The 20,226-nt window shown below is 68.4% G+C and carries 17 protein-coding genes, 1 tRNA gene and 1 rRNA gene; 9 read left to right on the top strand and 10 right to left on the bottom strand.

What is annotated here, in order from left to right:
• Nucleotides 1–22 precede the first annotated feature (22 nt).
• Complete coding sequence (locus tag ETAA1_RS12235) at nucleotides 23–1,510, bottom strand: aldehyde dehydrogenase family protein (protein ID WP_145238260.1); 1,488 nt, start codon at nucleotides 1,508–1,510, stop codon at nucleotides 23–25.
• 154 nt (nucleotides 1,511–1,664) lie between these two features.
• Between ETAA1_RS12235 and ETAA1_RS12230 the strand changes: the two genes are divergently transcribed.
• From ETAA1_RS12230 to ETAA1_RS12220, 3 genes are all read left to right on the top strand, one after another.
• Nucleotides 1,665–2,984: a PQQ-binding-like beta-propeller repeat protein gene (locus ETAA1_RS12230; RefSeq protein ID WP_145238257.1), complete on the top strand. Its 1,320-nt coding sequence runs from the start codon at nucleotides 1,665–1,667 to the stop codon at nucleotides 2,982–2,984.
• Between the two features lie 115 nt (nucleotides 2,985–3,099).
• On the top strand, nucleotides 3,100–4,443 hold the full coding sequence (locus tag ETAA1_RS12225; RefSeq protein ID WP_145238254.1) for a DUF1501 domain-containing protein: 1,344 nt from the start codon (nucleotides 3,100–3,102) through the stop codon (nucleotides 4,441–4,443).
• A gap of 41 nt (nucleotides 4,444–4,484) precedes the next feature.
• On the top strand, nucleotides 4,485–6,542 hold the full coding sequence (locus ETAA1_RS12220; protein ID WP_145238251.1) for an FAD-dependent oxidoreductase: 2,058 nt from the start codon (nucleotides 4,485–4,487) through the stop codon (nucleotides 6,540–6,542).
• On the opposite strand, the gene ETAA1_RS12215 is transcribed toward ETAA1_RS12220, so the two are convergent.
• Nucleotides 6,532–6,726: a hypothetical protein gene (locus ETAA1_RS12215; RefSeq protein WP_145238248.1), complete on the bottom strand. Its 195-nt coding sequence runs from the start codon at nucleotides 6,724–6,726 to the stop codon at nucleotides 6,532–6,534. The two genes, ETAA1_RS12220 and ETAA1_RS12215, sit on opposite strands and share 11 nt — an antisense overlap.
• Nucleotides 6,727–6,815: 89 nt before the next feature.
• Between ETAA1_RS12215 and ETAA1_RS12210 the strand changes: the two genes are divergently transcribed.
• Nucleotides 6,816–7,145, top strand: a complete 330-nt coding sequence (locus tag ETAA1_RS12210) for a thioredoxin family protein (protein ID WP_145238245.1) — start codon at nucleotides 6,816–6,818, stop codon at nucleotides 7,143–7,145.
• Nucleotides 7,146–7,302: 157 nt separating this feature from the next.
• Here ETAA1_RS12210 and ETAA1_RS12205 read toward each other — a convergent pair.
• Nucleotides 7,303–8,802, bottom strand: a 16S ribosomal RNA gene (locus tag ETAA1_RS12205).
• A 405-nt stretch (nucleotides 8,803–9,207) separates the two neighbouring features.
• Between ETAA1_RS12205 and purQ the strand changes: the two genes are divergently transcribed.
• Nucleotides 9,208–9,984 carry a phosphoribosylformylglycinamidine synthase I gene (gene purQ, locus ETAA1_RS12200; RefSeq protein ID WP_145238242.1) on the top strand — a complete coding sequence of 259 codons (777 nt, stop codon included), beginning with the start codon at nucleotides 9,208–9,210 and terminating at the stop codon, nucleotides 9,982–9,984.
• 103 nt (nucleotides 9,985–10,087) lie between these two features.
• On the opposite strand, the gene rpsT is transcribed toward purQ, so the two are convergent.
• The 3 genes from rpsT to rpsB form a co-directional block, all read right to left on the bottom strand.
• Nucleotides 10,088–10,369 (bottom strand): 30S ribosomal protein S20, encoded by a 282-nt coding sequence (gene rpsT, locus ETAA1_RS12195; RefSeq protein ID WP_145238239.1) that lies wholly within the window; start codon nucleotides 10,367–10,369, stop codon nucleotides 10,088–10,090.
• Nucleotides 10,370–10,418: 49 nt separating this feature from the next.
• The gene (tsf, locus tag ETAA1_RS12190) at nucleotides 10,419–11,273 is read right to left on the bottom strand and encodes a translation elongation factor Ts (protein WP_145238236.1); all 855 of its coding nucleotides are present in this window, start codon (nucleotides 11,271–11,273) and stop codon (nucleotides 10,419–10,421) included.
• 83 nt (nucleotides 11,274–11,356) lie between these two features.
• The gene (rpsB, locus tag ETAA1_RS12185; RefSeq protein ID WP_145238233.1) at nucleotides 11,357–12,244 is read right to left on the bottom strand and encodes a 30S ribosomal protein S2; all 888 of its coding nucleotides are present in this window, start codon (nucleotides 12,242–12,244) and stop codon (nucleotides 11,357–11,359) included.
• A gap of 110 nt (nucleotides 12,245–12,354) precedes the next feature.
• Here rpsB and ETAA1_RS33810 point away from each other — a divergent pair, with 110 nt between their 5' ends.
• Nucleotides 12,355–13,080, top strand: a complete 726-nt coding sequence (locus tag ETAA1_RS33810) for a HisA/HisF-related TIM barrel protein (RefSeq protein WP_145238230.1) — start codon at nucleotides 12,355–12,357, stop codon at nucleotides 13,078–13,080.
• Here ETAA1_RS33810 and ETAA1_RS12175 read toward each other — a convergent pair.
• A complete protein-coding gene (locus ETAA1_RS12175; RefSeq protein ID WP_145238227.1) occupies nucleotides 13,055–13,528 on the bottom strand; it encodes a GNAT family N-acetyltransferase in 474 nt (157 codons plus the stop codon). The genes ETAA1_RS33810 and ETAA1_RS12175 overlap by 26 nt on opposite strands.
• A 2-nt stretch (nucleotides 13,529–13,530) precedes the next feature.
• Nucleotides 13,531–14,268: a hypothetical protein gene (locus ETAA1_RS12170; RefSeq protein ID WP_145238224.1), complete on the bottom strand. Its 738-nt coding sequence runs from the start codon at nucleotides 14,266–14,268 to the stop codon at nucleotides 13,531–13,533.
• Between the two features lie 88 nt (nucleotides 14,269–14,356).
• On the opposite strand from ETAA1_RS12170, the gene ETAA1_RS12165 reads away from it, so the two are divergent.
• The gene (locus ETAA1_RS12165) at nucleotides 14,357–17,374 is read left to right on the top strand and encodes a PQQ-dependent sugar dehydrogenase (protein ID WP_145238221.1); all 3,018 of its coding nucleotides are present in this window, start codon (nucleotides 14,357–14,359) and stop codon (nucleotides 17,372–17,374) included.
• 174 nt (nucleotides 17,375–17,548) lie between these two features.
• On the opposite strand, the gene ETAA1_RS12160 is transcribed toward ETAA1_RS12165, so the two are convergent.
• Nucleotides 17,549–17,632 (bottom strand) — tRNA-Leu (locus tag ETAA1_RS12160).
• Between the two features lie 246 nt (nucleotides 17,633–17,878).
• Nucleotides 17,879–18,472, bottom strand: a complete 594-nt coding sequence (locus ETAA1_RS12155) for a dual specificity protein phosphatase family protein (protein WP_145238218.1) — start codon at nucleotides 18,470–18,472, stop codon at nucleotides 17,879–17,881.
• A gap of 146 nt (nucleotides 18,473–18,618) precedes the next feature.
• Here ETAA1_RS12155 and rplU point away from each other — a divergent pair, with 146 nt between their 5' ends.
• A complete protein-coding gene (gene rplU / locus ETAA1_RS12150) occupies nucleotides 18,619–18,975 on the top strand; it encodes a 50S ribosomal protein L21 (RefSeq protein WP_145238215.1) in 357 nt (118 codons plus the stop codon).
• A 90-nt stretch (nucleotides 18,976–19,065) separates the two neighbouring features.
• Nucleotides 19,066–20,223 (top strand): hypothetical protein, encoded by a 1,158-nt coding sequence (locus tag ETAA1_RS12145; RefSeq protein WP_145238212.1) that lies wholly within the window; start codon nucleotides 19,066–19,068, stop codon nucleotides 20,221–20,223.
• The last annotated feature ends 3 nt before the right edge of the window (nucleotides 20,224–20,226 follow it).

Genomic DNA, 20,226 nt, shown 5'->3' with positions numbered 1-20,226 from the left:
ATGCCGCGAGGCGGGCACCTCGTCAAGGCGGGCCGTCGATGGCCGTGCTCAGACCCTGGGCCATCTTGATGTCGGTGCCGTGGTTCACCGTCCACGCCGTCGGGTGCGTCACCGCCGACACCAGCGCCGCGGCCGACGGGTGGCCGTTGCCGCTCCGCTTCACGCCGCCGAACGGCAGGTGCACCTCCGCCCCGATGCACGGCAGGTTCACGTAGCCCATGCCGTAGTCGCACTCGTCGCGGAACAGCCGCATCCGCCGGTAGCTCTCGGTGATGACCGCCAGCGACAGGCCGTACTCCGTGGCGTTGGCGATTCGCACCGCCTCGTCGTCGTCGCGGAACGGGATCAGCGCAACGTGCGGGCCGAACACTTCTTCGCGGGTGCTTCGCATCGCCGCGTCGTGCGGCGTGCGATACACGAACGGCGGCACGAAACAGCCGTCACCCGCGGGCCGCTCCAACTCGAGTAGCACGGCCACGCCCTCGTCGCGGGCCAGCCGGTTGTAGCCGAGCACCTTCTCGACCGCGGCCGGGTTCACCAGCGGGCCGGCGAAGTTCGACGGGTCGAGCGGGTCGCCGAATCGCAGCCGCCGGGCGGTGGCGACGAACGCCCCCGCGTAGCGGTCGAACAACTCCTCCTGCACCAGAATTCGGCTCGCCGACACGCAGCGCTGCCCCGTGGACTTGAACGCCGACAGCACGCCGGCCGTCACCGCCAGGTCGAAACGAGCGTCGTCGCAGACGACGACGGCGTTCTTGCCGCCCATCTCGGCCGCGACGATGCGGTCGTGCATCGACGCCGAAATCTCCTGGATGCGTCGCCCCACGTCGTAGCTGCCCGTGAAGCAGACGACGTTCACCCGCGCGTCCCGCACCAGCGCCTCACCGGGTTCGCCGTCGCCGTGCAGCAGGTTGATCGTGCCCGCGGGGAAGCCGGCTTCGGCGAACAGTTCGACGAGCCGCTGGCCGACCGTCGGTGTGTCCTCGCTCGGCTTGAAGACACACGTGTTCCCTTCCAGCAAGCTCGGCCCGAGCATCCACAGCGGCACCGCGAACGGGAAGTTCCACGGCGTAATCACGCCCACCACGCCCCACGGCTTCCGCCGCAGGAACGCGTCCTTCTCGGCGATCTCGGACGCGATCACCTCGCCGAACGGCAGCCGGCCGGAGCCGAAGACGTACTGCACCATGTGCAGCCCCTCCACGACTTCGGCCCGGCACTCGGTCACGTTCTTGCCGCACTCGCGGGCCATGAGCTCGGCCAGTGCGTCGGTGTCGCGCTTGATCAGCTGCGCGAGCCGGTCGAAGCACTCGGCACGGAGCACGCGGCTCGTCCGCCGCCATGCCGGGAACGTGGCCCGCGCCGCGCCCACCGCGTCCGATACTTCCGCGGCGGTCGCCTGTGGGAACGTGCCGACGTGCTCCGCCCAGCGGGCGGGCTCGTGGCTGGCGAAGTCGGCGCGAGGGGCGGACCACTCCCCGCCGATGAGCAGGCGGCCGGCGACGGGCATGGGGCACCTCGGACGTGACACCGAATTGTACGCCGCGTCCCCGCCCCGTCTCAAGTTCCGTGCCCGCTTGCGGCTTTGCGGCCCCGCGTGCGCGTCGTAAACTTCTCGTGTCCCTCCCGCCGCCCGCCCCATCCCGACCCGGAGACGCCGACCGATGTCTTTCCGCCTCCTGCCGCTCGCGGCTGGCGTCCTCGCCGTGTCCGTCGCGGCCCTGTCCGCCCAGCCGCCCGCCGCCCCCGGGCCGACCGACTGGCCGCAGTGGCGCGGCCCCAACCGCGACGGCAAGTCCGCGGAAACCGGCCTCCTGAAGAGCTGGCCGAAAGACGGCCCGCCGAAACTGTGGACGATTAGCGGGCTCGGCACGGGTTACAGCACACCGACGGTCGCAGCCGGCATGATCTTCGTGATGGGCACCCGCGACGGGAAGGACTGCGTGATCGGGCTGAAGGAGTCCGACGGCAAGGCATTGTGGTTTACCCCCCTCGACCCGACGAAGAACCCGAACCAGAACAACGGCCCGGGCGGCAGCCCGACTTACCACGACGGCAAGCTGTACGCCGTTAGCAACGTCGGCACCCTGGCCGCACTCGACGCCAACACCGGGCGGGGGCTGTGGACGCGCAGCTACACGAAGGAGTTCGGCGCCGGGGTGCCTTCGTGGGGCTTCAACGACTCGCCGCTGGTGGACGGGAACAAGCTGATCTGCGCCCCGAGCGGGACCAAAGGGGCGGTCGCGGCGCTCAACCTCAAGACCGGGGCCACTGTCTGGACCACCCTGCTACCCCAGATCGGCGGCGGCGCGGGCTACTCGTCGCCGGTGAAGATGACCGTCGGCGGCATCCCAACCTACGTCCAGCTCCTCGGCGACAAGTCGGGCGTCGTCGGCGTGCACGCCGACACCGGCAAGCTGCTGTGGCAGTACAAGGAGCAGGGGGCCATCGGGAGCGTCGCCCAAATCCCGACGCCCGTCATCTACGAAAACAAGGTGTGGGTGTCGTGCAGCTACACCAAGCCCGGCGGGGCGGCGCTACTGGAACTCAGCCCCGTTGGGAAGGACAAGATCGAAGTCAAGACGATCAAGACGTACGAGAAACCGGAGCTAAACAACCACCACGGCGGGATGATTCTCGTCGGCAAACACGTCTTTTTCGGGCATGAGCAGAACAAGGCTTTCCCCGCCTGCGTGGACATCACGACCGGCGAGATCGCCTACAAGGAGGAGAAGATGCCGCCGGGGACGAGCGGGTCGGTGGCCATCACCTTCGCCGACGGCCGGCTGTACTACCGGTTCCAGAACCACGTCCTGGCGCTCGTCGAGCCGGACCCGACGGCGTTCAAGATGGTGTCGTCGTTCCGCCTGCCGGAGCCGAGCAACAAGGAGAGCTGGGCCCACCCGGTCGTCGCCAACGGCAAGCTCTACATCCGCGACCAGGACAAGCTGCACTGCTTCAACTTGAAGGCGAGCACGAACTGACGCCGACTACATGCCCGGGGACGGCCGTCCCCGGGCCTTCGCCTTCCGGCTTGCACCGGCCGCGGTCTATGGTCTAATGACAGTACCCACCCACCCCCCGCGCACCTCACCCCCCATGCCCACCTTCCCGCACACGCACCGCACCGGCCTGACCCGCCGCGAGGCCGTCCAGGTCGGCTACTCCGGCCTCCTCGGCCTCGGCATGGCGGCCTCGGCCCCGGCGCAGTCGGGTAGCTCGCGCCGCAAGCCGAACTCGGTCATCCTGGTGTTCCTTACCGGGGCCGCGAGTCAGCTGGAAACGTTCGACCCGAAGCCGGACAACCCCGCGGAGATCCGCGGCGAGTTCGGCACCGTGGCCACCCCGGTCGCCGGCGTCCGCCTCGGCGAACACCTGCCGCTGCTCGCGGCCCGCGCGAATAAGTACGCCCTCGTCCGCACCCTCGCCCACACCGACAACAACCACACGGCCGCCACGCACCACCTGATCACCGGTGCGAAGCAGCCGGGCGTGCGGTTCGACAAGCCGCTATCCCGCGACGACTATCCGGTCTACGGCGCCGGCCTCGCCTACCTCCGCCCGCGCAGCGACGGCGTCCCCGCGGCCGTGACCCTGCCGACATTCCTTGCCGATGGCCCGCTCGTGTGGCCCGGCCAGCACGCCGGGTTTCTCGGCCCGCGGTACGACCCGTTCCAGGTGACGCAGGACCCGAACCTGCAGTCGTTCAAGCTCGACAACCTCCGCCCCACCGGCATCGACGTCGATCAACTACGCGACCGCGCCGCCCTGCTCGACGCCGTGAACGCCCAGCGCCGCAGCATGACCGCCAGCGCCGAGGGCCGGCGGCTCAGCGACTCGCAGCAGCACGCCATCACGGTGCTCACGTCCGGCCGGGTGGCGACGGCGTTCGAGATGGAGAAGGAGCCGGCCGCGACCCGCGACCGCTACGGCCGCCACAGCTTCGGCCAGTCGCTGCTCCTGGCCCGCCGGCTGGTCGAGAGCGGCGTGTCGGTCGTGCAGGCGAACATGGGCCGCGTTCAGAACTGGGACCACCACAGCAACATCTTCCCCACGATGCGCCGCCTCCTGCCGCCGCTCGACGCCGGCGTGTCGGCGCTGCTGGACGACCTCGGCGACCGCGGCCTGCTGGAGACGACGATGGTCGTGGTGGTGGGCGACTTCGGGCGGACGCCAAAAGTCATCAACGCCGGCCGCGACCACTGGGCGCCGTGCTTCAGCGCCCTGTTCGCGGGGGCCGGTGTGCGGCCGGGCGTCGTCGTGGGCCGCTCCGACAAGACGTCCGCGTACCCGGCCACGACGCCGTACTCGCCGGACGACCTGGGGGCGACGGTGTATCACGCCCTCGGCGTGGACCCGCACAGCGAGGTCCGCGACCGCCTCGACCGCCCCGTGCAGTTGAACCGCGGCGAAGTCATCCAGCCGCTGTTCACGGGTGCGTAACCCGCGGCCGGCTGGAAGGCCGGCCCCACACTTCGGATCCCATGTCCCGCCTCCTTCTCGCGGCAATCGCCGCCTGCACGGTCACACCCCGGCTCCGCGCCGAACCCGACGTGGTCGTCTACGGCGCCACCGCCGGCGGCGTCGCGGCCGCGGTGCAGGTCGCCCGCATGGGCAAGACCGTCGTGGTGATCGAGCCAGGGAAGCACGTCGGCGGCCTGACCTCCGGCGGCCTCGGCTACACCGACAGCGGCAACAGCCGCGTCATCGGCGGCATCGCCCGCGAGTTCTACCAGCGCGTCAAGAAGCACTACGACGACCCCGCCGCGTGGCCGTTCGTCAAGCGCGACACGTTCTCCGGCTACCGCCCCGCCGAGGACGCGATGTGGGTGTTCGAGCCCCACGTCGCCGAGAAGTTGCTCCGTGAGATGCTCGCCGAGCACAAGATCGAAGTCGTCTTCGGCGAGCGCCTGGACCGCAAGCGCGGAGCCACCCTCGACGGCAAGCGCGTCCGCGCGTTCCACACCGAGTCGGGCAAGGTCGTGGAGGGGAAGGTGTTCATCGACGCCACCTACGAGGGCGACCTGATGGCCGCCGCGGGCGTCAGCTACGCCGTCGGCCGCGAGCCGAATTCGCGCCACGGCGAGAGCCTGAACGGCGTCGCCCGCAAGTGGAACACGCACACCCACCGTTTCCTGAAGGCCGTGGACCCGTTCGTGCGCCCCGGCGACCGCGCCAGCGGCCTGCTCTTCGGCATCGACCCCGGCCCCTACCCCGCCGACGGCGAGGGCGACACCCGCATCCAGGCGTACTGCTTCCGCATGTGCATGTCGAACGTGCCCGAGAACCGGGTGCCGTTCCCGCGGCCGGACGGGTACGTCGAGGCGTGGTACGAACTGCTCTTCCGAAACTTCGAGGCCGGCGACTTGCGACTACCGCTGAAGATCGACATGATGCCGAACGGCACCACCGACACGAACAACAACTACGCCGTCAGCACCGATTTCATCGGGCAGAATTACCGCTACCCCGAGGGCGACTACGCCGAGCGAGACCGCATCACGAAACAGCACGAGCTGTACCAGAAGGGGCTGATGTGGTCGCTGGCGAACCACCCGCGGGTGCCGGAATCGGTCCGCGACAAGATGAAGGCGTGGGGGCTGGCGAAGCGCGAGTTCACGGACAACGGCAACTGGCCGCATCAGTTGTACGTCCGCGAAGCCCGGCGGCTGATGGCGGACCACGTGATGACCGAGGCCGACTGCCGCCGCCAGCGCGACACGCCGCAGAGCGTCGGCATGGGCTCCTACAACATGGACTCGCACAACTGCATGCGCTGGGTCACGCCCGACGGCACAGTGCAGAACGAGGGTGACGTGCAGGAATCGCCCGCCGGCCCGTACCGGATCAGCTACAAGTCGGTGGTGCCGAAGGCCGGCGAGTGCCCGAACCTGCTGGTGCCGGTGTGCGTGTCGAGTTCACACATCGCGTACGGGTCGATTCGCATGGAGCCCGTGTTCATGGTGCTCGGCCAGAGCAGCGCCACGGCCGCGGTGATGGCGCTCGAAGCCGGTGTGGACGTGCAGGCCGTGGACTACACCCGGCTCAAGACGCGGCTGCTGGCTGACAAGCAGGTGCTGGAGTTCGCAGCGCCGCCTTCGAAAGGTGGGATTGACCCGAAGAAGCTGGTCGGCATCGTGGTCGACGACTCGCAAGCCCAGTTGGTCGGCTTCGAGACGGTGAGTTCGAGCATCGGCCCGTTCGTCGGCACCGGCTACCGGCACGACGGTAACGCCGACCGGGGCAAGCAGACGGCCAGGTTCACTCCGGACCTGCCGGCCGCGGGCCGCTACAAGGTCCGTATCGCGTACACGGCCAACGCCAACCGCGCGACGAACGTGCCGGTCACGATCGCCCACGCCGACGGCACGACGAAGGCGACCGTGAACATGCGCCGGCCGCCGGCGGTGAGCGAATCGTTCGTCGAGGTGGGAACGTTCCGGTTTGCTGCCGGACGCGGGGGAGCCGTGACCATCGGCAACGCCGACGCCGACGGCTACGTCATCGCCGACGCCGTGGTGTTCGTACCGGTCAAGGATTAGCGCGGAAGCGGTTGACGAGCCAGCCGCACGCGGCGACGGCGGCAGACGCGACGGCGAACTCCGGAAGTACCTCGCGCGGCATCACGAGTGCAAGCAGGCAGACCGCAATCGCCAGCACGACCCACGGCGGCTTCACCGCCGCGGCGTAATCGGTGACGATCGATTCGGTCAGTACGGCTTGCACGGGAGCCTCGGCGAGGTGATCACGCTGTTACGGCAAGCCGTGTGCCGCGTGCCTGACCAAAGACTGCCCGCCCGAGCCGAGGAGCCCCGATGGCCGACGAGTATCAGAATCCCGGGCCGACCCGCGAAGAGATCGATGCCACGGCCGGGCCATTCGTACTGGAGTTCGGCACGTCCTGGTGCGGCTACTGCCAGGGGGCGCAGCCGTACATCGCCGAGGCACTTGCCGCGGTGACGGACGTGCCGCACATGAAAGTCGAGGACGGCCCCGGCCGTCCGCTCGGGCGGTCGTTCCGCGTGAAGCTTTGGCCGACGCTCGTCGTGCTGCGCGACGGGAAGGAGGTTGCTCGGGTCGTCCGGCCTGACTCTGCCGACGACGTCCGGCAGGCGTTCGCAGTCCTCAGGTCGTCCGGCGGATAATTGATCGGGTGAGTTGGTTGCCGTGAAACGCAAACAGCCCGCCGGATTTAGCCGGCGGGCTGTGAGTGTCGATGACGGGTGTGTGGTGGTGTGGTGTGGGTTGGGGGCATGGCTGCTCTCGGGGGGTGACCCCGGGCAGCGTGTGTGTCATCCTTAGAAAGGAGGTGATCCAACCGCAGGTTCCCCTACGGTTACCTTGTTACGACTTAGTCCCAATCAGGAAGTCCGTCTTCGGCGCCGCGAGGCGACTTCGGACGTCCCTCCCTTTCGTGGCTTGACGGGCGGTGTGTACAAGGCTCAGGAACACATTCACCGCGGTGTTGCTGACCCGCGATTACTAGCGATTCCGGCTTCACGCAGGCGGGTTGCAGCCTGCGATCTGAACTGGGGCGTGCTTTCGGGGGTCGGCTTCTACTCGCGTAGTCGCGTCCCTCTGTCCACGCCATTGTAGCACGTGTGCAGCCCTGGGCATAAAGGCCATGAGGACTTGACGTCATCCCCACCTTCCTCCGGTTTGACACCGGCAGTCCCCCTAGAGTGCCCCTTGCGGGTTGCAACTAAGGGTAAGGGTTTCGCTCGTTATGGGACTTAACCCGACATCTCACGACACGAGCTGACGACAGCCATGCAGCACCTGTGGCAGCTTCCGGGTTGGATACCGTTCGTTCCCGTTTCCGGGTCCTACCTGCTGCCTCTTTCGAACATGTCAAGCCCAGGATAAGGTTCTTCGCGTAGCCTCGAATTAAGCCACATGCTCCACCGCTTGTGTGAGCCCCCGTCAATTCCTTTGAGTTTCAGCCTTGCGACCATACTCCCCAGGCGGAGAACTTAGCACTTTGGCTGCGGCAGTAACCCCATGCCAGGGCTACTACCCAGTTCTCATCGTTTAGGGCCAGGACTACCGGGGTATCTAATCCCGTTCGCTCCCCTGGCTTTCGCGCCTCAGCGTCAGAGAGGGTCCAGCGTGCCGCCTTCGCCACCGGAGTTCCTGTGGATCTCAACGCATTTCACCGCTCCACCCACAGTTCCGCACGCCCCTACCCCCCTCGAGGCCGCCCGTACCCGGGGCCGTTCTCCGGTTGAGCCGGAGGATTTCACCCCGGACGCGGCAGCCCGCCTACGCGCCCTTTAAGCCCAGTGATTCCGAACAACGTTCGCTCGGTTCGTCTTACCGCGGCTGCTGGCACGAACTTAGCCCGAGCTTCCTCCAGGGATGGATCCGCCTTGCGGCTTTCTCCCCCTCGACAGGGCTTTACAACCCGAAGGCCTTCGTCGCCCACGCGGCATCGCTCGGTCAGGCTTGCGCCCATTGCCGAAGATCCTCGACTGCAGCCACCCGTAGGTGTCTCGCCAGTGTCTCAGTGCGAGTGGCGCGGGTCGTGCTCTCACACCCGCTAGACATCTCCGCCTTGGTGGGCCGTCACCCCGCCAACTAGCTAATATCACGTGGGCCCCGCCCGTGGCGCCGGAGCTTTGCTCTCCCGAGGTCATCCGGTATTACCCCGCCTCTCGGCGGGCTATCCCGGACCACGGGGTGGGTACCCACGCCTTACTGCCCCTTACGCCGGTTCCCCCCATTGCTGGGGATTCCCGCGACTTGCATGCCTCATCCATGCCGCCAACGTTCGTTCTGAGCCAGGATCAAACCCTTCAAGAGTGTTTGCTAACTCGCCGAAGCGAGTCCTGTCTCAAGTCCATCAGCCGCCGGCCGAACCGACCGGTTAACAACTACCAACGACCCTCGCGGGTCATCCATAGCAGAGATCGGTCGGCCCTCCAGCGGCCAAATCCCGACCCCCACCACACCACCACACACTTGTCAAAGATCGGTCGCGGCCGAAGCTGCGACAACGGAATGATAAGGGAACCCCCCCGGAGCGTCAACGCACCGGGAAGAAAAAAGTTGAAACGATCCCCCTCCCCCCGGGCGGCCGACTGACAGACGGCCGGCGGCCGTCGTCCCTGGCCCACTGGTTGGGGGGGTGCGGAGACGTTACAACGAGTCTGGCGGGCCGCCGGCGACCCGTCAAGCATAAAGGCTTGCCTACCGGGGAATTTCGCCATGGCCACACCCCACGCTCTCGTACTCCGGGCGCCCGGGTCCAACTGCGACGGCGAGGCCGCCGCGGCGTTCGAGATGGCTGGGGCGAAGGTCGAGCGCATTCACGTCAACGCGGTCCGCGAGAACCCGCGAATTCTGAAACGGTTCCAGATTCTCACCGTCCCGGGCGGCTTCAGCTACGGCGACGACATCGCCGCGGGCAAGGTGTTCGCCCTGCAACTGCAGCACTTCCTGGCCGACGCCCTCCGCAAGTTCCGCGACGACGAGAAGCTCATCCTCGGCATCTGCAACGGCTTCCAGGCGATTCTCAAGGCCGGGTTGCTGATGCCGCCCGACGAGGACGGCCCGCTCGCCACGCTCGGGTTCAACGAGAACGGCCGCTTCGAGGACCGCTGGGTGAAGCTGCGGGCGACGCCGGGGAAGTGCGTGTTCCTGAAGGGCGTGGCCGAGTTGAACGTGCCCGTCGCGCACGGCGAGGGGAACTTCGTCGGCCGAAAGGAGTGGATCGTCCGCGGACTGGACCAGTCCGGGCAGGTGGTGCTCCGCTACGCCGGGGCACACGGCCACGCGAACGGCTTCCCGGAGAACCCGAACGGCTCGCAGGACGACATCGCCGGCATTACGGACGCAACGGGCCGCGTGCTGGGGATGATGCCGCACCCGGAGCGGCACATCTTCCCAACGCAGCACCCGCAGTGGACGCGGCTCGGGTTGCAGGCGGAAGGCGAGGGGCTAAAGCTGTTCCGAAACGCGGTGGAGTTCTTCGCGCAGAGTTGAGCATCATTTTTGGACGGGATGAACAGGAACGACAGGCTGAAATCAGAGTTTAATTTCTGATTTCAGCCTGTCGTTCCTGTTCATCCCGTCCAAAAATGCCGGGTTACTTCGCCGCCGGCTTCGCGGCGGCGGCCTTCACCTTCTTGGCCAGCCGGCTCTTGATCCGCGCCGCCTTGTTCTTGTGGATGTAGCCCTTGTCGGCGGCGCGGTCGAGGACTGCCTGCGTCTCGCTCACCGTCTTGGCGACGGCCGCCGTGTCGGCGCCGGCGAGAGCGGTGGCGACGGCCTTGCGGGCCACCTTCACCTTCTTGTACGCGGCCTTGTTCTGGAGGCGCCGCTTCTCGGTCTTGCGGAGGCGCTTCCACGCGCTCGCGGTGTGGGGCATCGGTCGAATCCCGTGAATGAAGGAGTGTGCGGGGGCCGGTCGGGGCGGGTCAGTAGGTGACCGCTCCGACCTTGTAGCGGATGTACTGCTGGACCGTCAGCCCGGCCTTCTGCAGGGCGGCGCCGACGGTGGTGTTCGGGTACTTGGCGCTGTTGGCCATCGGCTGCTCGGTCAGCACCACCTCGGCGAGGCGCGTCTTGAGCTTCCCCTCGGCCACCTTCTCCAGGATGTTGGCCGGCTTCCCCGCGTTCTTCGGGTCGGCGGCCATGTCGGCCTGGACGAGTTCCTTCTCCTTCGCCACGACGTCGGCCGGGACCGCCGCGACCGTCGCGTACGGCGGGTTCAGCGCCGCGATGTGCGCCGACACGTCGCGGAGCAGCTCGTCGTTGGCGGCCGCGCCGGTGCAGGCGAGGAGCACGCCGACCGTGCCGTCGTGGTGGACGTAGGAGCCGTACACCGCGCCGGTCAGCCGGTTGAACTTCTGGAGGATCATCTTCTCGCGGATGACGCCGACCACGTCGTTGATGCGGTCCTGGAGGGTACCCGCGCCGAACGGCTGGCTCAGGGCGGCGGCCACGTCCGCGGGGCTGGCCGTGGCGACGTGCTTGGCCACGTCGCCGGCCAGGCCGACGAACTGGTCGCTCTTGGCCGACGGGGCCGACTCGCAGCGCATCTCGACGATCGCGGCGACCTTGTCGGTATTGCAGAAGTACGTGCCGACGCGACCCTCGGCGGTCTCGTTCCCCTCGCGCTTCACGCCCATCTTGCTGTTCTGCTTCTGCAGCCAGACGATGGCGGCGTCGAGGTCGCCCGCGGACTGGTCGAGGGCCTGCTTGCACAGGCCCATCGGCTGGTCGGTCCGGTCGCGGAGCTGCTTGACCATCTGTGGAGTGACCGTCGCCATCTTCCTCTCCGTCTCCGTTGCGGCTGGTGCGTGTGCGGCGGGCAAGCCCGGGGACGACCTGCCCCGGGCTTCGCGGGACAACTTTAAGCGACGGTCGGAGCCGGGGCCGGGTTCGCCTCGGCGGCGGGCGCCGGGGCGGCCGGCCGCTGCTGGGGCTGGCGCGGCTTGATCATCGCCTGCTGCTCCGGCGGCAGGGCGGCGCGGCCTTCGAGGCACGCGTCGGCGAGCTTCGCCAGGATCACCTCGATCGACCGGATGCTGTCGTCGTTCCCCGGGATCGGCAAGTCCACCGGGTCCGGGTCGCTGTCGGTGTCGATCAGGGCGATGGTGGTGACGCCCATCCGCTTCGCTTCCTTGACCGCGATGTGCTCCTTGTTCGGCCCGACGATGACGAGCGCGTCCGGGAGCTTCACCATGTCCCGGATGCCCATCAGGTTGCGGCGAATCTTCAGGAGCTCGCGGCTCATGGCCGAGATCATCTTCTTGCTGTGCGTCCGGATGTCGGACGTGTCCGGCGCCTTGGCCGGGTCGAGCTTGCCGGCCTCGGTCATCATGCCGGCCATGTAGGCGTTCAGGTCCACCCGGTTCGGGTTCTCGCCGACCGGCAGCCACATCGCCTCCAGCTCCTGGAGCCGCTTCAGCCGGTTGCGGATCGTGCGGTAGTTGGTGAGGGTGCCGCCGAGCCAGCGCTCGGAGACGAACGGCATGCCGGAGCGCATGGCCTCGCGCTCGACGACTTCCTTCGCCTGCCGCTTGGTGCCGACGAACATGACCAGCCCGCCGCGGGCCACGACCTGCGACACGTACCGGTACGACCGCAGCAGCCCGCGCACGGTCTCGCGCAAGTCCACGATGTGAATGAGGTTCCGCTTGCCGTAGATGTACGGCCGCATCTTCGGGTTCCACCGGCTGGCCCGGTGCCCGTAGTGGACGCCGGCTTCGAGCAGCTGCTTCACGTCGACGAGAGCCACAACGCTCCTCCGAGCCGAACCGGGAATGCCCCCAACACGGTTTCTGGGGCGGGAACTCAGTACCTTATTCGGAGCACCCGAGATCGTCCAACCCCGCTCCCCGCTTTCCGATGCCGCCCCCTCGAATCATTCCGGTGATCGACATCATGGGCGGCCAGGTCGTCCGCGCCGTCGGCGGGCGGCGGAGCGAATACCGGCCCGTGCAGAGCGTGCTGACGGACTCGACCGAGCCGGGGGAAGTAGCTCGGGCGCTAGTCGCGGCGACGGGGGCCGAGTGGCTCTACTTGGCGGACTTGGACGCCATCTTGTACGGGCGACCTGACTTGGCAAGCGCGAGGGCGGTCGCGGGCATCGGGGTGCAGACGCTCTACGACTGTGGATATCGGAGCGAAGGCGATCACATTCGGAATTCTCGCTTGGGCTTCTACTTGCAATGCGTCGTCGGAACGGAAACGGGCAGTCTACTCCTAGTGTCGCGTTTGAGTCCGTTTTGGTGCGGCGTATCGATTGACATGCGGGAGCGCCAGTTGCTTGGGGATCCGGCGGCGTGGGGAGGGACGAGTGACCCCGTGGAAGTCGCGGCCCGCGCTTACGATGCCGGCGCCGCATTTCTTGTCCTCCTCGATCTCGCTCGAGTTGGTACCGGAGTTGGTCCGGGGACCGAATCGCTCGTGTCGGCGGTGAAGAGGCGAGTACCGCGGGCCAATTTAGTGGCCGGCGGCGGGGTGCGGTCGTGGGATGACGTGCGGAAGCTCGGAGACGCGGGGGCGGACGCCGTTCTAGTCGCGTCCGCCCTCCACGACGGCACACTCACCCTGCCCCGCCCAACCGCGTGATCGCCGCTGCGTCCAGCCGATACACCGTCCACTCGTCCTGCGGCTTCGCCCCGAGCGATTCGTAAAAGCGGATCGACGGCTCGTTCCAGTTCAGCACCGACCACTCGACCTTGCAGCAGTCGCGCTCCACGGCCAGCCGGGCGAGCGCCAGCAACAGCCCCTTACCGAGCCCCTTGCCGCGGAACTCCGGGCGCACGAACAGGTCTTCGAGGTAGATGCCGGGGCGGCCGCCGAACGTCGAGTAGTTGTGGAAGAACAGCGCCAGCCCGACCACGGCGCCGGCGTCCTCGGCGACCAGCACCTCGGCGTAGGGCCGCGCCCCGAACAGGTGCTCGCCGAGCTTCGCCTCGTCGAGGACCACCTTGTCGGCGACCCGCTCGTACTTGGCCAGTTCGCGGATCAGCTGGGCGATCACCGGCAGGTCGGCCGGCGTGGCGGGGCGGATCATGGTCACTTCCCGAGCGGGCGGAAGAAGGCAGGGGCGTTGCCGACGGTCAGCCCCTTCTGCGACACCCGCAGGTTGCGGAACCGCCCCGTGTCGTCGAAGGAGCCGATGCCGACGTAGCCGCCCTGGAACGTCTTGTCGGTCGCGGTAATCACCGGCGTCGTCAGGTCGTCGAAGTACACGTCCACCGTGCCAGTCGATCCCTGGCGGGCGAGGCGGAGCTTGTGCCAGGTGCCGGCCTTCCAGTCCACGCCCTTCGTCGTCTTCGTGGCGATGTTCTTTCGCGGCGCGTCGTTGACGACGAAGACGTTGTGGGCGTTCATGTCGGCGGCCCGTGCGACGTGGGTGTAGTAGTACTTCTCCGGCGACTGGAAGCCGAAGAACAGGCACAAGTCCTGGTGCCCGTACGCGGGGATGGTGGACTGCGCCTCCACGTCCAGCACGAAGTCGGCGCCGACCGGCTGCTTGAGCAGCGCGATGTGGACCGGCGAGCGGTGCTTCGGGCTATAGCTGCTCTTGTACTTCTTGGTGTCGTACTTCAGCTCCAGAAAGCCGGCCCCGGCGGCGTCCTTGCCGAACGACCAGACGGCGGGGTCGCTGAACACCAGGTTCGCGGCGCTGCCCGGCCCCGACAGCGGCTCGGTGAGCGTGGAACCGCGAGCCCACTCGGGGACGGGCGCGTCGGCGGCCCCGGCGATCCCGACAGCGAGCGCAGAGAGTGAGACGAGGATGAGGTATCGCATTGGCAACTCTGGAGACGGTTCCATTGGGTCGTGACGCCGAGTAGACTGGACGCGCTTTCCCGGGTCAACACCCTTCGGGAACCTCCCCATGCGTGCCGTCGTCCTCTTCGCCCTCAGCGCCGCCACGGTCGCGAGCTGGTCCGCGGCGCAGCCCGACCCGTCGAAGTCCGTCCCGCCGCCGCGGCAGCCCTGGACCACGTCAAAGGTCACCGGATCGCCCGAGCCGCCGCCGCCGTTCAAGGTCGCGCGGGCGTTCCCGAACGTCACCTTCAAGCAGCCACTCCTCATCGCTCGCGCGCCCGGCACCGACCGGCTGTTCGTCGGCGAGCAGGACGGAGTCATCTACTCGATCCCGAACCGCCCCGACGCGCAGCGCGAGCTGTTCTTCGACTTGCGGAAGGACCTGAAGACGCTGGCGAAGAACGCCGGCGCGAAGGAGATCGAGTCCGTGTACGGGCTCGTGTTCCACCCCAAATTCGAGCAGAACCGGCAGTGCTTCGTCTGCTACACGATGAAGCCGAAGGACAAGTCGCCTTACCTCGAAGACGGCACCCGCGTGTCGCGGTTCACGGTGCCGAAGGCCGACCCGCCGCGGATCGACCCGGCCAGCGAGGAGATCGTCCTCACGTTCCTGGGCGGCGGCCACAACGGCGGCGACCTCCACTTCGGCCCCGACGGGATGCTCTACATCAGCACCGGCGACGCCAGCCCGCCGAACCCGCCGGATCGCCTCAGCACCGGCCAAGACTGCTCGGACCTGCTCGGCTCCGTGCTGCGGATCGACATCGACAAGAACGACGCCGGCAAGAACTACGCGGTGCCGAAGGACAACCCGTTCGTGGGGCTGCCGAACGTGCGGCCGGAGATCTGGGCGTTCGGCTTCCGCAACCCATGGCGGATGAGCTTCGACCGGCAGACCGGTGCGCTGTGGATCGGCGACGTGGGCTGGGAGCAGTGGGAGATGGTCCACCGCATCGAGAAGGGCGGCAACTACGGCTGGAGCATCACCGAAGCCCGCACGCCGATCAAGCCGGCGCAGCCGATCGGCCCGGCGCCGATCCGGCCGCCGGCGATCGAGCTGCCGCACACGATCGCGTGCAGCGTCACCGGCGGCTACGTCTACCGCGGCAAGAAGTTCCCCGAGCTGGTCGGCAAGTACGTCTTCGGCGACTGGGAGACGCGCCGCATGTGGGCCGCCCAGTTCGACGGCGAGCGACTGACGGCGATGCCCGAGGTCGTGAAGCCCAGCATCCGGGTGGTGGCCTTCGGCGAAGACAACGCCGGCGAGCTGTACTTCGCCGACCACGACAGCGGCAACCTGTACACGCTCGAGCGCAACGCCGCCGCCGGTGCCAACGCCGCGTTCCCCAAGACGCTCAGCGAGACGGGCCTGTTCGGCGACCGCGTGCGGCCCCGCTTTGGGATGGACAAGGGGCCGCAGGTCGAGAAGTGGGCGCCGCTGCCGGGCGTCGTGAAGTACGAGCCGGTCCTGCCGCAGTGGCAGGACGGCGCCGAGGCGGAGTGGTACATCGCCGTTCCCGGCGAGGGGAAGGTCGCCCTCTTCGACGAGCCGCGGCCGCTGCCGGGGCAGGTGAACTGGCACAACTTCGGGATGCGCTTCCCCGCCGGCACCGTGCTGGCGAAGACGATCTCGCTGAAGCAGCGGCTCCAGGACCGCAAGGGCGTGCGCGTCGAGACGCAACTGCTCCACTTCGACGGCGAGGACTGGCGCGGTTACACCTACGCCTGGCGCCCCGACGGCTCGGACGCCGACCTCGTCCCCGCCGACGGGGCCGAGCGCACCTACACCGTGTTCGACCCGCTGATGCCCGACTCCAGGCGCGAACACGTCCACACCTTCTTCAGCCGGACGCAGTGCCTCAGCTGTCACAACTCGTGGTCGGGCTACGCCCTGTCGTTCGTGCCGAAGCAGCTGAACGGGTCGGACGAGAAGAACCCGTGGAGCAAGGTCGGCAACCAGCTGCGGAACCTGTCCGTCGCCGGCTACTTCGAGCGGCTCGGCCCGAAGGACGAGCAACGACCGATCGACGCCGATTACCTGAAGGGGATCGGCCGCTTCTCCCGCTCGCCTGGCAGCGTGGTCGCGGACCAGCCAGCGCTGGAGGCCTTCGCCCGGTCGTACCTGCACGTCAACTGCGCGCACTGCCACCGCTTCGGCGGCGGCGGCGGGCAGGTGGTGCTCGAACTCGACCAAGACAAAAGCCTGAAGGACACCGGCATCCTGGACGTGCGCCCGAAGCAGGGCGACTTCGGCATCCCGGACGCCCGGCTCGTCGCCCCCGGCGACCCGTTCCGCAGCGTGCTGCTGTACCGCATGGCCCGGTTCGGCGCCGGCCGGATGCCGCACGTCGGCTCCGAGCGGCCGGACCCCCGCGCGTTGAACAACCTGATGCGCTGGATCCGCGGCCTGCACCCGGCGGCTCAGCCCGAAGACCCGGCGAACCCGGACGCGAACCTCAACGACCCGCGGGTCGCGCTGCGGCGCGTGCCGGGCCTGTCCGGCCCGTTGAACAACGGCATCAACCCGCCGCGCCCGGAGCTACTCGCCGCCGCCGCGAAGTTGCCGCCGGGACCGGCCCGTGACCTGTTTGAGGGCTACTTCCCGGTCGAGCCCGGCGCCCGCAAGCTCGGCCCGACCCCGCGGCCGACGACGATCCTCGCGCTGACCGGCGACGCGACGAGGGGCGAGGCGCTGTTCTTCGCGGAGCAGTCGCAATGCGCCAAGTGCCACAAGGTCGGCGAGCGCGGTACCGCCGTCGGGCCCGATCTCACCGCCGTCGCCAAGACGCGCAGCCGGGCCGAGTTGCTCGACAGCCTGCTGAACCCGTCGGCGCGGGTCGAGCCGCAGTTCGCCGCGTACCTCGTCCGCACGACCGACGGCCGGCAGGCCACGGGCTTACTCGTGCGTCGGGACGGTGAGCAGGTGGTCGTGCGCGACGCGCAGAACGAACTCAAGACGTTCGCCGCCGGCGACGTGGAAGCGGTGCAACCGTCGCGGCTGTCGTTGATGCCCGAGGCGCTGCTGGCGGGGCTGACGCCTCAGCAGGCGGCGGACCTGTTAACGTACCTGGAGGCGCGGAAGTGACGTGAACGATCTGGCGAGCCGGGTGCGTCAACCCGCGGATGATGTGTTGCTTTGATCGTGAATCCGGGGGCTGACGCCCCCGGCGCGCGGTGCAGAGGGCGAAGGCCGCGACCACGACCCGGATTCGGGTGGCAATCATGGGCGGGCCCGGAAAGCAGAGGTGAATCCGAGCAGTGCGAGGGGGGGGACTTGAACCCCCACGACCTTTCGGTCGACAGAACCTAAATCTGTTGCGTCTGCCAATTCCGCCACCCTCGCGGTTCGGGTTCGACACCCGAACAGGTGAGCGGGTTCACTCTAGGGTCTTGGTCGGCTTCGTGCCAGCCGGGAGGGGCGGGTCGAAACATGTTGCGTGGTGTCTCGTGCCAACCGCCGGAGTGGCGGCACGCAAGTTGTTTTCAGAGAAGGGCCTACGCCGATTCCAGGGCCAGCGGCTCGCCTGAACCAACTTTTTTATGAGTCGGTGACATGGTTCCGCGGATCGACCCCCCTCGGCCGGAAGAATCATTCCGTGTCGTCGCGCTGCCACCGCGGCCGGTAGCTCCGGAGGTAGCCGGCGATGTGCTCGTGCATGTCCTCGGGGTCGAAGCCGCAGAACTCCATCTCGGCGATGGCGCGGTCCACCGGCCAGCGCTGCCGCTCCATGCGGAACACGGCCACCAGCGTTCCCGTGCGGTGGATGCCGGCGAAGCAGTGGACCAGCACCGGATGATTCTTCGGGTTGTCGATCACCTCGACGAACCGGCGGACGTTGGCGTCCGCGGGCACCTCGCCCTTCTCGTCCGCGCCCCACACTTTCGGGATCAGCCGGAGGTGCGTGAGGCCGCGGGCGGCGCACACGTCCTCCTCCCAGGCGTCGGGGTTGGGGCCGCCGGGGTCGCGGTTCGTCCGCAAGGTGACGATCGTCTTGATGCCGTAGTCCTGAATCACGGCGTCGAGTCCGGCGGGGGTCAGCTGGCCGCTGCGGTACAACACGCCGTCCTCCACGACGCGGAAGTTGCGGCGGTGGGTCTGGCGGCTCGCGGAGTACACCAGCGGCACGCCGACCAGCAGCGCGGCGACGGCCGCGACCAGGAACCCACGCCACGGCTTCCGCATCCCGATTCCTCCGAGGGAGTGTGGAAGTGTACCCCGCCGCCGCCGCCGGCGACCAGCCCGACCGAAATTCGCGGTGGCCGGGCGGCGGGGCCGATCCTAGAATCTCCGTCTTCGCACGTGCGGAACCGTATTCGCCAGGTAGGACCATGTACGCGATTATCGAGGACGGCAGCCGTCAGTACCGGGCGGAGCCGAACGGGTTTGTGACCATCGACTACCGGGACGTGAAGCCCGGCGACACGATCGAACTCGGCAAGGTGCTGCTGCTCAACACCGGCACCGAGACGCTGATCGGCCAGCCGCTGGTGGCCGGCGCCCGCGTCGTGGCCGAAGTCGCCGAACTGACGAAGATCAAGTCGATCATCCAGAAGTTCCGCCGGCGCAAGAACTACCGCCGGCTGAAGGGCCACACGCAGCACTACGTGAAGTGCCGGATCAAGCACATCCTCGGCGCAGGCCAGCAGCCCCCGGCCGAGGCGCCGCAGCCGGCCCCGACCGTCTGATTTCAAAGCCCCGGCCGCGGCACGTTCCCATTGCGTGCCCGCGGCCGGTTCGTTTAGCATCCGCGCCGGCACCGGCACGGAGGCTCGGCGATGCGCTTCACCACCCTGGTTCTTCCCCTTCTCGCAGCCGTCGCCGTGGCGCAATCGCCACAGCCGCTTCCCGTCGCCGCCGAAGCGCCGATCGCCAAGTACGAGCCGCTCACGGTATTCCCGACGCCGACGCAGCAGGCCGTTCGCGGCGTAGCGGCGGGGGCTAACTGGCTCGTGCGGATGAACCAGGCTCAAGGCCGCTTCCTGCACGGCTACCGCCCCGCCGTCCGACAGGTGATCGAGGGGGACAACGAGTTGCGGCAGGCCCACGGGGCGCGGGCGCTGGCCCAGTCCGCAAAATTCACGGGTGACGCCCGCTCCGCCGCCGTCGCCGGTCAGGCCGTCCTGACGCTTCTCGCCGCGACGAAACTCGACCCGACCGACCCGACGTGTCGCATCCCGACGGTAGCCGGCGGGGAATCGTTCGCGGCCGTGCTGGCGCTGGCCGTGTACGAACTCCCGGGCGCCGACGAGCGGCTCCTGGCCGAGGCCGAGCGGCTGTGTCAGTATCTCCGCAAGCAACCCCACCTGCTCGACCCTACCAACCCGGACGCCGGCCTGATCCTGTCCGCCGTCATGGCGGGGAACGCGGTCCGGCCCGAGCCGTGGAGGGCGGAGTTCGTCGCCCGGTCGATGGCGACCAACCGGGCGGCGTACCGCGCGGCCCGGAACCCGTACCACGTCTCGCTCGTGATCGCGGCCTACGCCGACCTGCACCTGCACGCGCGGAACGCGGACGCTGCTGCGGTCGTCTACGAGCTGACCGACTGGCTGTGCGGCGTGCAGTACCCCGCCGCGAACCCCCGCAACCCGACCTGGGCCGGCGGCTTCCCCAGCACCGAGGTCGGCGGAGGATCGCCGTGCTACGACACGGCAGTCTGCCTGACCGCGCTCGGCTGGGCCTACCAGGTCACGGCGCGAAACGCCGACGTGACCCGGGCCGAGCGCTACCGGCAGGCGGCGCAGGACGCGGCCCTGTTCGTCACCGCGCTGCAGTACGACGAGCCGAACACCCGGCACTTCGAGAACACGTTCCGCGCCAACGTCCTCATCGGTGGCTTCCACCTGTCCCCCTCCGACGGCGACCTGCGCGTCGACGCCGCCGGCCGGTGCGTGTCGGGGTTGCTCCGCTACCTCGCCAGCGGCGCCGAGCGGTGAGCG

Source organism: Urbifossiella limnaea (genome assembly GCF_007747215.1).
Classification (GTDB): Bacteria; Planctomycetota; Planctomycetia; order Gemmatales; family Gemmataceae; genus Urbifossiella; species Urbifossiella limnaea.
Note: the sequence above shows the minus strand (reverse complement) of the source record. Positions and strands in the feature narration are given on the sequence as shown.